The sequence below is a fragment of the Thalassospira australica genome (assembly GCF_000763295.1).
GTDB classification, from domain to species: Bacteria; Pseudomonadota; Alphaproteobacteria; order Rhodospirillales; family Thalassospiraceae; genus Thalassospira; species Thalassospira australica.
On record NZ_JRJE01000002.1, the window covers coordinates 38,709 to 51,636 of the forward strand.

11 protein-coding genes are annotated in these 12,928 nt (G+C 53.4%); 6 read left to right on the forward strand and 5 right to left on the reverse strand.

Translation table 11 applies throughout. From position 1 onward, the window contains the following. The first annotated feature begins 154 nt into the window (after positions 1 to 154). From dctP to JF44_RS0100955, 6 genes are all read left to right on the forward strand, one after another. Positions 155 to 1,162 (forward strand): TRAP transporter substrate-binding protein DctP, encoded by a 1,008-nt coding sequence (gene dctP, locus JF44_RS0100930; RefSeq protein WP_033067085.1) that lies wholly within the window; start codon positions 155 to 157, stop codon positions 1,160 to 1,162. 92 nt (positions 1,163 to 1,254) lie between these two features. Then, the gene (locus JF44_RS0100935; RefSeq protein WP_033067086.1) at positions 1,255 to 1,944 is read left to right on the forward strand and encodes a TRAP transporter small permease; all 690 of its coding nucleotides are present in this window, start codon (positions 1,255 to 1,257) and stop codon (positions 1,942 to 1,944) included. A gap of 13 nt (positions 1,945 to 1,957) precedes the next feature. Further along, positions 1,958 to 3,274, forward strand: coding sequence for a TRAP transporter large permease (locus JF44_RS0100940; protein WP_033067087.1), 1,317 nt, complete (start codon positions 1,958 to 1,960; stop codon positions 3,272 to 3,274). Beyond that, a complete protein-coding gene (locus JF44_RS0100945) occupies positions 3,274 to 4,590 on the forward strand; it encodes a malonyl-CoA decarboxylase (protein WP_033067088.1) in 1,317 nt (438 codons plus the stop codon). The genes JF44_RS0100940 and JF44_RS0100945 overlap by 1 nt, the downstream gene beginning before the upstream one ends. A gap of 12 nt (positions 4,591 to 4,602) precedes the next feature. Beyond that, complete coding sequence (locus JF44_RS0100950; RefSeq protein WP_033067199.1) at positions 4,603 to 6,126, forward strand: AMP-binding protein; 1,524 nt, start codon at positions 4,603 to 4,605, stop codon at positions 6,124 to 6,126. 218 nt (positions 6,127 to 6,344) lie between these two features. After that, the gene (locus JF44_RS0100955; protein WP_033067089.1) at positions 6,345 to 7,133 is read left to right on the forward strand and encodes an SDR family oxidoreductase; all 789 of its coding nucleotides are present in this window, start codon (positions 6,345 to 6,347) and stop codon (positions 7,131 to 7,133) included. A 71-nt stretch (positions 7,134 to 7,204) separates the two neighbouring features. Here the strand turns inward: JF44_RS0100955 and dxs are convergent, their stop codons facing one another. The 5 genes from dxs to JF44_RS0100980 all read right to left on the reverse strand — a co-directional run bounded on the left by dxs (position 7,205) and on the right by JF44_RS0100980 (position 12,908). Beyond that, the gene (gene dxs / locus JF44_RS0100960) at positions 7,205 to 9,124 is read right to left on the reverse strand and encodes a 1-deoxy-D-xylulose-5-phosphate synthase (protein WP_033067090.1); all 1,920 of its coding nucleotides are present in this window, start codon (positions 9,122 to 9,124) and stop codon (positions 7,205 to 7,207) included. A gap of 114 nt (positions 9,125 to 9,238) precedes the next feature. Continuing rightward, positions 9,239 to 10,201 (reverse strand): alpha/beta hydrolase family protein, encoded by a 963-nt coding sequence (locus tag JF44_RS0100965; RefSeq protein WP_033067091.1) that lies wholly within the window; start codon positions 10,199 to 10,201, stop codon positions 9,239 to 9,241. Between the two features lie 95 nt (positions 10,202 to 10,296). Beyond that, positions 10,297 to 10,959 carry a Cap15 family cyclic dinucleotide receptor domain-containing protein gene (locus JF44_RS0100970; RefSeq protein ID WP_033067092.1) on the reverse strand — a complete coding sequence of 221 codons (663 nt, stop codon included), beginning with the start codon at positions 10,957 to 10,959 and terminating at the stop codon, positions 10,297 to 10,299. After that, complete coding sequence (locus tag JF44_RS0100975) at positions 10,956 to 11,837, reverse strand: nucleotidyltransferase domain-containing protein (protein WP_033067093.1); 882 nt, start codon at positions 11,835 to 11,837, stop codon at positions 10,956 to 10,958. Before JF44_RS0100975 ends, JF44_RS0100970 begins: the two co-directional genes overlap by 4 nt. Positions 11,838 to 12,014: 177 nt before the next feature. Continuing rightward, positions 12,015 to 12,908, reverse strand: a complete 894-nt coding sequence (locus JF44_RS0100980; RefSeq protein ID WP_238318341.1) for a polyprenyl synthetase family protein — start codon at positions 12,906 to 12,908, stop codon at positions 12,015 to 12,017. Positions 12,909 to 12,928: the final 20 nt, after the last annotated feature.

Sequence of the window (12,928 nt, forward strand, 5' to 3'; positions counted from 1 at the left end):
GCACTGCAAAATGTATTTCTGGTATACAAAATTGCATGGACAGAATGCCAGAAATCTGTAACGCTTTTAACCAATGCGAAAACCGCATCAATAAAAAGACGCGCAAAAGCCGTCGCAATGCATTCAAAACGCATGCTTCATCCGGGAGGAAAAGATGAAGACTTTTAAAACGACTCTTACGGCGTCCGTCGCCGCCATTACCATGTCTGTTGCCGCCTTTGGCATGTCCACCTCAGCCGGGGCCGAAACGCTCAAGCTGTCACACCAGTGGTCGACCAGCGATATCCGTCACAAGGTCGCACAGATTGTTGCCGACGAAGTCAAAGCGGCTGATGTTGATCTGGAAATCCAGATTTTCCCATCCGGCTCCCTGTTCAAGGCGAAGGAACAGTGGACCCCGATGACGCGCGGGCAGCTTGATATGATTGTCTATCCGCTGGCCTATGCCGGTGGTCGTATTCCTGCAACTAACCTGACCCTGATGCCGGCACTGGTTAAAAACCACGACCATGCCAACCGCATCAACGAATCCCCGTTCATGGATAAAATCGAAGAGCTGCTCAATGAAGACGGTGTTGTCACCGTCGCCAAGGGTTGGCTTGCTGGTGGTTTTGCCTCGACCCAGGGCTGCATCAAGCAGCCTGACGATGTGAAAGGCATGCAGATCCGTGCCGCAGGTAAATCCTTTGAGCAGATGCTTCAGGGTGCCGGCGGTTCGATCGCCGCAATGCCAAGCTCGGAAATCTATCCGGCCATGCAGACCGGCGTCCTTGATGCGGCAAACACCAGCTCTTCAAGCTTTGTGTCCTATCGTATCTATGAGCAGGTTAAATGCTACACCCCGGCTGCAGGCAATGCATTGTGGTTCATGTATCAGCCGGTCCTGATGTCAAAGAAAAGCTATGACGGACTGAACGACGCACAGAAAGAAGCACTGGCCGCAGCAGCCAAGGTGGCGGAAGCCTATTACACCGCCGAAGGCCGCAAACAGGACTCTGACAGCGTTGAAGTATTCAAGGAAGCCGGTGTTGAAATTGCCGATCTTTCTGACGAGGACTTTGCAGCATGGCAGGCAATTGCCATGAAAACGTCCTATGCCAAGTTCGTGGAAGAAACCCCGAACGGTCAGGAACTTCTGGATCTGGCGCTTTCTGTTAAGTGATCCATCCCTGATGTGATGGTGGTGCCGGGCAATCCGGCACCACCCATTTCCCGAACACGACTAAACTACGGTTCCGTCAGAGGAGTAAGCGCGTGTCGAACGCCATGTCCCCGCACCCACTTCCAATTGATCTGCCCGATGATTTCTTAAGCGGGCCACGTGCGTCGCATTCCGTTAAATCAGATATGCCGCCCCCGCCCGATGTCGAACCGATCGACGATCCTAATTCAGATTCCCGTCACACGTCTCATCGGCCCAAAGGCCCGCTTGACCCTGTGATCGACACCATTCATTTCGCATCGCGCGTCTGTGGTGTGGCTGCGGCATCGATGTTTGCCATTGCCATGCTGATCATCTGTCAATTGGTCTTCATGCGCTATGTCCTTAATGACTCGACCGTCTGGCAGACAGAAGCTGTGATTTTCCTGATGATTGGCGCAACACTTGTTGGCCTGCCTTATGTGCAGTTGCTGCGCGGTCATGTGAATGTTGATCTACTGCCGCTTTATCTCAAACGCGGCGCACGCATGACGCTTGCGATTGTCACCCTGACTTTGGGCATGGCAATCGCTGCGATGTTTGCTTTTTACGGTCTTGAACTTGTTATCGAAGCCTACGAAGGCGGTTGGCTATCTGAAACCATTTGGGCGGTTCCGCTGTGGAAACCCTTCTCGGCCCTGCCGATTGGGTTTGGCCTGTTGTTCCTGCAGTTCCTTGCCGATTTCCTGTCCCTGATCACCCGCCGGTCGACCCCGTTCGATCTGCACAAAGACGCATCTTAAAGGAGGCCGCACCATGGATCCCTTGCTTCTTGCGGCCATCGTTGGCATCGCGACCACCCTTGTTCTTTTCTCCGGCATTCCGGTGGGTATTGGCCTTTTATTGGTCAGCATCGGCTTTATCGTCATCTTTGATGGCACAGGGTCTTTGCCGCTTTTGCCAGAAATCCTGTTTGGCAAACTCGAAAGTTTTGAAGTTCTTGCCATCCCGATGTTTATCCTGATGGGGGCTGTTGTCGCATCTTCGCGGGCCGGTGGGGACCTGTATTCGGTTCTGGATCGCTGGCTGACCCGTGTTCCGGGCGGGCTTGTGATTTCAAACCTTGGCGCCTGCGCGATCTTTTCGGCCTTGTCCGGTTCCTCGCCTGCTACTTGTGCCGCGATCGGCAAGATGGGCATCCCGGCGATGCGCGAACGGGGCTTTCCTGACACCGTTGCGGCTGGCTCGATTGCCGCAGGCGGGACACTTGGCATCCTGATCCCGCCAAGTGTGACCATGATTGTTTATGGCATCTCGACCGAAACTTCCATCGGGCGGCTGTTCCTTGCCGGTCTTCTGCCCGGTCTGCTGGTGACGGCGCTGTTCATGGCATGGTCGCTGTATTCGACCTGGCGCCAGGGCAATGCCCAGGCCGCCCTTGGTGTCGTCAAATATAGCTGGAAGGAAAAATTTGAAATCCTTCCGCGTGTTCTGCCCTTCCTTGTCATCATCGGTGCGGTTCTGTTTGCCCTGTATGGTGGCGTTGCCACGCCTTCGGAAACGGCTGGTGTCGGGGCGCTGTTCTGCCTGATCACGGCGATGATTGTCTATCGCATGTGGAAGCCGGGCCAGCTTTGGAACGTGATGCGTGACACGACCAAAGAGTCGGTGATGATCCTTTTGATCATCGGCGCTGCCGGCCTGTTTAGCTACATGCTGTCCTCGCTGTTCATCACCCAGTCGATTGCACAGTGGATTTCAGCACTTGAGGTCAACCGTTGGGTCCTGATGGGCTTCATCAATGTGTTCCTGCTGATCAGCGGCTTCTTCCTGCCGCCGGTTGCCGTGATCCTGATGAGCGCGCCGATCTTGTTGCCCGTGATCATCAATGCCGGTTTCGATCCCTACTGGTTTGCCGTGATCCTGACCATCAACATGGAAATCGGCCTGATTACGCCGCCAGTTGGCTTGAACCTTTATGTGATCAATGGCATCGCGCCTGACATTCGTTTGCAGAGCATCCTCAAGGGCGCGTTCCCCTATGTTCTGTGCATGATCCTGGCGATTGTCATTCTGTGCTTCTTCCCTGAAATCGCCACCTGGCTTCCGGAAACGGTTATTGGAGGACGCTAATGTCAGGCATGTCTGTCAAAAGCTGGCTTTCAAGCATTGCTGATCGCGGAAGGGAATTGCTTGATCTGCCGGTTTCCACCCCGCAGGAACCGCTCACGCAGCTCCGTGCCATGTGCAAGGACCTTGTATCCCAAAAGGGCGAGGCACGTGGTACGGCAGCCGCCCGTGAAGTGGTGCGGCTTTGGGAAAATCTGAGCAAGGAAGATTACCTTCCCTTCTTTCAGATGATGCAAAATGACTTTAGTGCGGATCGCACCAAAGTCACCAAAGCCGCCGATGCCTTTGCCAAGGACCCGTCAGAAGCCAATCTGGCGGTCCTGACCCAGGCATCCGAGCCGGTGCGTCAGGAACTTTTGCGCAAGATCAACATGGCCCCGGGCGGAACGCGCGCGATTGTCGATATGCGCGAAACCCTGATCGGGCTTTTGAAAAACAACCGCGATCTTGAACCGCTGAATGCCGATATGCAGCACCTGCTGACCAGCTGGTTCAACCGTGGTTTCCTTGAACTGCGCCATATCGACTGGGATACCTCAGCCGCCATCCTTGAAAAACTGATCCGTTACGAAGCGGTCCATGAAATTCAGGGCTGGGAAGATCTGCGCCGTCGTCTGGCAACCGATCGGAAATGCTTTGCCTTCTTCCACCCGGCGATCCCTGACGATCCGCTGATTTTTGTTGAAGTCGCACTGGTGCACGGTCTGGCCGATAGCGTTCAGGCACTTTTGGCCCCGGAAATTGATGAAAAGGCCCCGCAAACAGCCAAGACCGCGATTTTCTATTCGATCAGCAACTGTCAGGCCGGGCTCAAGGGCATTTCGTTTGGCAACTTCCTGATCAAGCAGGTTGTCGATGAACTCAAACGTGAATTCCCGCAGCTTAAACAGTTCGCCACCCTGTCGCCCATTCCGGGCTTCATGGGCTGGTTGCGCACCCGTCAGAAAAGCAAGGCCAACGACGCCCAGCTTGCCGGTCAGGTGCTTGACGGCTTAAGCGAAGAGGGCTGGATCAATGATCCGGTGAAAGTCGCCAAGCTGCAAAAGCCGACTTTGGCGCTCTGTGCGACCTATCTTGCCACCTGCAAACGCGGCAAATCCCCGCTTGATCCCACCGCACGTTTCCATCTTGGCAATGGTGCACAGCTTGAACGGCTGAACTGGTTGGGGGACACATCCGAAAAGGGCCTGCGTCAGGCGGGTGGCATGATGGTGAATTATGCCTATCACCTTGATGATATAGAAAAAAACCACGAAGCACTGATGAATGACGGAAAGATCGCCACATCGAAATCCGTCGCACAGCTTGCCGGAATTTAAACAGGTATGACCATGTCAGATAATCTTTTTCAAACCTTTCTGGACCGTTTTCCGGCAGATAAATCCCGCACGTTTCTGATCGAACGTGACGGAACCGAACGCAGTTTTGCATGGCTGCTTGACCGCACGGGGCGTTATGCCACTGTCCTTGCTGCCCACGGTGTGGTCAAGGGTGACCGTGTTGCCGCACAGGTCGACAAATCATCAGATGTGATTGCCCTGTATCTGGCTTGCCTGCAACTTGGTGCCATTCACCTGCCGCTGAATACAGCCTATACCGGCGATGAAATCGCCTATTTCCTGGGGGACGCCGCACCACGTGTGTTTGTCTGCCGCCCGGATCATATCGGTGCTGCCGCACGGCTTGGCACTGAAAACAATGTTGCAGCCGTTCTGTCGCTTGGTGCGAACGGGGATGGCAGCCTCAATGACGAAGCAGCCACCGCCACCGCAATGACCGACGTTGTTGATGCCGACAAGGACGATGTTGCCGCAATCCTTTATACGTCGGGCACAACCGGACGGTCCAAGGGTGCGATGCTGACCCACAACAATCTGGCGTCAAACGCCAAAACCCTGCATGAGGCATGGGGCTTCCAACCCGGCGATACGTTGCTGCACGCCCTGCCGCTGTTCCATACGCACGGCCTGTTTGTTGCCATCAACATCATGCTGATGAATGGCGGCAAGGTGATTTTGCTGCAAAAGTTCGATGCTGATGACGTGATCGAACGCCTGCCGCAATCCACCGTCCTGATGGGGGTTCCGACCTTCTATACCCGACTGCTGTCCCATCCTCAGTTTAACAAGGATGTTACCGCTAACATGCGGTTGTTTGTCTCGGGCTCGGCCCCGCTTCTGGCCGAAACGCATGATGCATTCTTTGAACGCACCGGGCATAAAATCCTTGAACGCTATGGCATGACAGAAACCTGCATGAACACATCCAACCCGCTTGATGGCGAACGCCGTCCGGGGGCAGTTGGCCCGACCCTGCCGGGGATCGAGGCGCGTGTGTGTGACAAGGATGGCAAAACCCTTGGCGCAGGTGAGATCGGCGTGCTTGAGGTGCGTGGCCCGAATGTGTTCAAAGGGTACTGGCAGATGCCGGAAAAAACCGCATCCGAGTTCCGCGATGACGGGTTCTTTATCACCGGCGACCTCGCCACCATTGGCGAAGATGGCTATGTCACCATTGTCGGACGTGACAAGGACCTGATCATTTCCGGTGGCTTTAACGTTTATCCCAAGGAAGTCGAAGAAATCATCGCCGATTATGACGAAGTCGAAGAAGTCGCGATCTTTGGCCTGCCCCACCCCGACTTTGGCGAAGCGGTCGCGGGCGTGATTGTTGCCGCCAACGGTGATCAGCCTGACACCGATGCACTGATCAAGCGCACCCAGGACAAGCTTGCAAAATTCAAGGTCCCCAAACGCATCTGGGTGATCAAGGAACTGCCGCGTAACACCATGGGCAAAATCCAAAAGGCCCAGTTGCGCAAAGAATACGAAGATACTTTTACCTCCGCGACTTAGGGTCAAGACCTTCTCATACTCCCGCTGCCTAATCCGCAGCACCCACGGGTCATCGACCCAACCTTCCGGTCAGAACGCTTCTGACCGGATTTTTTTTGGGAACGAAGCAGAACAAGTCGCACCTATCACGCACAAGGAGTTTGACGTCAGATCTCGCAAATATAAAATCTGACGGATCATTCGCACCAAATCAACAGCTCCTGACCTTAGGGGAATCCATGCAAAATTCGTCTGTGCCCTCACCACGTGTGGTCTTTGTAACCGGTGGTGCCCAGGGACTTGGCCTTGGCATTTCACGCCATCTTCTTGATCATGGCTGGAAGGTCGCAATGTTTGACATTGATGCAGAAGCAGGTCAGGAGGCGCTAAGCGCGCTTGACGAAGCCAAACGGGACAGAACCCTTTTCTTCCATGGTGATGTTTCCAAAGAGGCCGACATCAAACTTGCCATTCAGCAATGTTTTGATCGTTTCGGTCGGATAGATGGGCTGATCAACAATGCTGCAATCGCCGACCCGCACGCGCCCAACATCGAAGATCTTGAATGGGATCAATGGCAGCGCGTGATCAACGTCAATCTGGGCGGGGTGTTTCTTGCGACCAAACACGCCACACAGCACCTGCGCCAAACCAAGGGTGCGATTGTCAATATCGCGTCAACCCGTGCCTTTCAGTCAGAAGCCAATAGCGAAGCCTATGCCGCATCCAAGGGCGGGATCGTTGCCCTGACCCATGCGCTGGCGGTCAGCCTTGCACACGACATCCGGGTGAATGCCATCGCACCGGGCTGGATTGAGGTAAGCGACTGGCAGAAATCGGCAGACCACACCACGCCAGATCACAGCGACATCGATAAATCCCAACATCCGGTCGGAGGTGTCGGCACACCAAAAGATATCGCACAAGCCGTAAGCTTCCTGCTTGATGCAGATAAATCCGGGTTCATGACCGGTGAAACCATGCGCATAGATGGTGGCATGACATACAAGATGATCTATGCCGACTGACAAGATAAAACGCCGCCCCAAAACAGGGCGGCGTTCGTCATTTCATCAAAATCTTTGACCAGTCTTCCGGATCAGGCGCGTGCCTTGTTCTCGCTCATGCCAAGGGCACCAAGTGCTGTCTTGACGATGCTTTGGGCATCAAGTCCGGCTTTCTGATACTGGATTTCCGGCTTGTCATGATCAATCAACGCATCGGGCAATGCCATGGTGCGGACCTTAAGCCCGTGATCAAGTAAGCCCTGGCCTGCCATGTGCTGCAGGACCATCGCGCCAAAGCCGTTAATCGAGCCTTCCTCGATCGTGATCAGCACTTCGTGATTGCGCGCAAGATCGGCAATCAATTCATGATCAAGTGGCTTGGCAAAGCGCGCATCGGCCACCGTCGCCGGAAGCCCACGTGCAGCCAAATCCTCGGCAGCAACAAGGGCCTCGGCCAGTCGCGTGCCATAGGACAGAATCGCGATCTTGCCACCTTCGCGCAGGATACGGCCCTTACCGATTTCAAGGACCTTGCCCTCAGTCGGCATTTCAACGCCAACGCCCTCACCACGCGGATAGCGGAACGCAGATGGGCGATCATCAATCGCCCAGGCGGTCGTGGTCATATGCACAAGTTCCGCCTCATCTGCGGCGGCCATAAGAACGAAGTTCGGCAGGCAACCCAGATAGGCAATGTCATAGGCCCCGGCATGGGTCGCCCCGTCCGCACCAACCAGCCCAGCACGGTCCATGGCAAAACGCACCGGCAGGTTTTGAATGGCGACGTCATGCACAACCTGATCATAGCCGCGCTGCAGGAAGGTCGAATACAGCGTGCAGAACGGTTTATATCCTTCGCATGCCATCCCGGCGGCAAAGGTCACCGCATGCTGTTCGGCAATCCCGACGTCAAAGGCACGGTCGGGGAAACGATCGGCAAAGATATTCACACCCGTGCCGGACGGCATCGCGCCCGTGATGGCGGTAATCTTGTCGTCTTTCTCGGCCAGTTTCACCAGCGTTTCGCCATACACCTTGGTGTAGCTTGGTGCATTCGGTGTCGGCTTGGCCTGCTTGCCGGTCACGACATCAAACTTGGCAACACCGTGATATTTGTCGGCGGCATTTTCCGCCGGGCCATATCCCTTGCCCTTTTGCGTGACCGCATGGATCAGGATCGGGCCATCAACATCCGCATCGCGCACATTCTTAAGTACCGGCAACAGATGATCCATGTTGTGACCATCAATCGGCCCGACATAGAAGAAACCCATTTCTTCAAACAGGGTGCCGCCCGTGACCATGCCACGGGTATATTCTTCAAGCTTGCGCGCAGCTTCTTCGATCTGGCGCGGCAGATGTTTGGTCAGGCCCTTGGCCGCATTGCGAAAGCCCTGATACCCCTTGCCGGAAATCAGGCGCGACAAATACCCCGACATGGAGCCCACGGGCGGGGCAATCGACATGTCATTGTCGTTCAGGATTACGATCAAACGCTGGTCGGTGGCAGCGGCATTGTTCATCGCCTCATAGGCCATGCCTGCACTCATCGAACCATCGCCGATCACGGCAATGACGTTTTTGCGTTTGTCATCCGAAAGCTGGTTGGCAACCGCCATCCCAAGCCCGGCCGAGATCGAGGTCGAGCTATGCCCAGCGCCAAACGGATCATATTCGGATTCGGATCGTTTAGTAAAACCGGACAATCCCCCACCCTGACGGATCGTGCGAATGCGGTCACGCCGCCCGGTCAGGATTTTATGGGGATAGCACTGATGCCCGACATCCCAGATCAACCGATCAGATGGCGTATCAAACAGGTAATGGATCGCAACGGTCAATTCGACCACGCCAAGACCGGCCCCCAAATGGCCGCCGGTGACAGAAACCGCATCAATCACCTCAGCGCGCAACTCGTCTGCGACCTGCTTCATCTGGGCAGGTTGCAACTGGCGCAGTTCATCAGGGGTGTTGATGGTGTCCAGCAGCGGGGTCTTGGAGGTCGTGCTCATTCCGATCTCTATTTTCAGTTTTTATAGGACGTTGGTTAGGGTCGGGCCCCAACAACAAGGTGACGTGAATGGCCCCATGTTGCAAGCTGCGTAAAATAGCGGGGTTCGACCGAATTAGCGACCCTGAATTTCACCTGTTTTTACGCGATCGAGGAACCGATGGATGACTTGCTCGACCGTTCGGTGAATGGTGTCACGATCCTGCCCGAAATCACGGCATAAATAGCTGAAATTCTCAGCAATATATGGGGTGCATTTCGGCAGGAATGAATAGTGCCCTGCCCCCTTGACCTTTACGAATTTTGCCCGCCCGCGCAACAGCTTGCGGAAATGCGCCGCATTGACATGATCATGCAGGATTTCGTCTGTATCGGCCTCGATAAACAGCATCGGTACATTGACATCATTTAGGCCTTCATCGGTGGCAGCAACCCCAAAGGCCGGGGTTATGGCGATGATGGCGGCGATGCGATCATCGCGTTCGGAAATTACCGGCCCGCCATTGGCTTGATGTAACTGATCAATGTGATCATCTGATGGCGCGAATTGACAAATCACCTTGTCGGCTTCTGCATTTACATTGCAATAATTTTGCCAGGCCTGCGCATCAAAATCCCATCCCGCCAGTTTCAGGACAGTCGCCCCGCCTGCCGAATGACCAAGCGCATAGATTTTGTCACGATCGATATGATCACTGATGTCGGCGTGATCCAGCAGCAAATCAAGCGCCAGACGCATTTCACGCGGTCGGCGCTCGATAATTGCCAATTGCCGCGCTTCGGACGCATCCAAGTAGTTATCGCCATGATGCTGCGGGGCCGCGACGATATAGCCCCGCCGTGCCAAATATTCCGCCAACCAGAACTGATTGAACCGATGTCCTTCCGAGCCATGCGAGAACAAAACCATCGGAAACGGGCCATCACCAGCAAAATCCGCCCCGCGCGCCGCGCCGGATGCCACGCCCATATGGCGCACCGAACTTTCCGGTTCCATTGCCGGATACCAGATGGCAAGCGGAAACGGATCCTTGTCAAACAGCCGGTCGCGAAAACCGGCTGTGTACTTCTCACTCAAAAAACATTCCTAAAAACCACGGTATGTAAATTTTTTAACAGAACTTAATCATACTGCGCAGGCTACAGACAGCCCCAAAACATCGACAATTGTTCTCATCTTCGATTATGTGGCTCGGTCACAGGATGTTCACCAAAGCCTTCTGGGAAATCCGATAGCAATTCAGAAGAATAGAACTCCAATTCTATTTCTCCCGTACTTTTTCTATCTGTCCAATATCGCCCATTGAGGGCGTTTTTCTCACCCTCAACGATATCGAACAGCATAGTACCATCATGCACCTTGCTGCGCTCGCGCAACCTCAACTTGGGATTACTGGTGTAAGTATAGGTTAATCTCTTCATCTGCCTATCTGGGTCAATATCGAATCCCTCGCAGTAAGAACGACTTTCCATCTCAGAAGTACGCATCAAGCAATGAATGGAAAAACAAGTCTGACGGATAGTAAGGAGCACTGGAATTGGACTTGGTTTGCGGCCGGTTTGGGGATCGACCCAATCTGAGTAGATAAAACCGGTATACGAGCCATTTAAATCAGGGAATTGAAACAGCCACGGCCTGAAAATCCTATATCTCCACCCCCATTTGATAATCACAAAAGCAACAATGCCATCAATGGTTAGAACTTTGGGAGTAAGCTTTACAAACTCCCAAACCCCATTGAAATTGCTACCGGAGACAACCGCCAATCCTATCCACGCCCAAACGGAGGTTCCAACGATAAGATAGATCAGTGACTTGACAATAGTCATGTTCATTGACCGAACCCGACATAATTGTAGGCACCAACAACAAAATTTATTGCCTGTTGCTTTGTCCACTTTTGGTTTGCACTGAAGAGATACTTCAGCTCGCTAACCTCTCCCCATTCGTTGGATGACTCTATATTAAGTTGCTCATACAAATAAGCTAAACAGTCTCTCAAAATATTGGAAAACTGACGCTCATCAAAAATTTTGTCTGGCACATTCCATACTAGGCACTCGCAGAGAAAACCTGGAATATTTTGTGAAGATGGAACGTTATTCGTTTGCATTTCATAGTTAATTTTCTTGAGAATTCTAACTATTCTTTTGTAACGCCGCGCATTTCTAGCATTCTTATTTGTGCTATTGGTGTAATGCTGTTCTGGCCAATTGATAACCCGCCCACCGTGACTTGACCTCAGTTCAACGCCAGAAGTGTAATTGCTGTTGGGGTAGTATCTGCGGTGCTCAAAAAAAGCTGCAACGTCTGCTTCGACGCGATAAGTATTTGATTTTATGTCGAAAGCTTTACTTCCCAAAGTAACATGCTCTGGTCCAAAGCGATTTAGCAAAGCCTCACCGACATCCCTTTTGAAGGTCGCGTAAGTGTAATCGCTATCAACTACGCCAAAATCTTTCCCAGACATTCCGTCTGGATAGTTTGCAAAGTGTACGGAGTTACACAAAACACCGATATCGACGTCACTATCCTGCCGCACATTAACGCGGTTCCTATATGATCCTTGCAGAAACACGGTGACATTACGTTGTCGCAGAGCATCACTGGCATTAATTGCATCCTTGATCGCTCTAATGGCGTTTTCACAACGCTCTGTTTCTGACTGACTAGGGCCTCTCGACCAAGCTTGAAAACGCTCTTCCCAACTCATGTCACCCTCATACTACTCAAAATAACAAAACACAGAGTATTAAGTTATTTTAAGGTGAGCAACATTGTTTACCCCTAATATTCACGAGCACCCAAATATATAAAGGGCCTGAAATAGAAGTGTCCTTTCCCTGCGACATCACTTGGCAAACTTGCCTTCATCACTGTACAGACCGATTTAACGGCCACGCTCAACCACAAAACGCGCCACCGCACGAAGTGGTTCGGCTTCATCGTCAAAGCAATTCAGGTGATTGATCGCCTGATCGCACAGCATGCTGGCCTGATCGCGGGCCTGATCAAGGCCGAGCAACTTCACAAAGGTGGATTTTTCCTGATCAACATCCTTGCCAGCCGTCTTGCCCAGTTCTTCCGAACTTGCCTCGACATCCAGAAGGTCATCCTTGATCTGGAACGCCAACCCCATGTCATGGGCGTATGAACGCAATGCCATCCGAATACTTTTTGGTGCCTTGCCAAGAATGGCCCCGGCTTCACAGGCAAAGGCAAACATCCGCCCGGTTTTAAGCAAGTGCAGGTGAGTGACTTGCGCCTGATCAAAGGATTGCCCTTCCCCGGCCAGATCGATCATCTGACCACCTACCATGCCATGTGGTCCTGCCGCACGCGCAAGGGCACGCACAAGATCGGTGCAGACACGCGGATCGGGATGGGTATCCTCATCGGCCAGCACTTCAAACGCCTGGGTCAGCAACGCGTCCCCGGCCAGAATTGCTGTCGCCTCGTCAAACTGCTTGTGGCAGCTTGGCTTGCCACGCCTAAGATCATCATCATCCATCGCAGGCAAGTCATCATGGATCAGCGAATAACTGTGGACCATTTCGACCGCCGCTGCCACGCGCAGGGCAGACCGGCGTGATACCTTGAACAACCCGGCAGAACTTATCACCAGAAACGGGCGCAGGCGTTTGCCATCGCCCAGCGTCGAATAGCGCATCGCCTGATACAGGCGTTGTTCAATCTGGCCATTGGCACGGGGCAAAATCCCGTCAAGCGTCTCGCCCAGATCAGCAGACGCCGCACTTAGTCCGGCAAGCAAGTCGTAACTCACGACGGTCTCCGATTATTCAA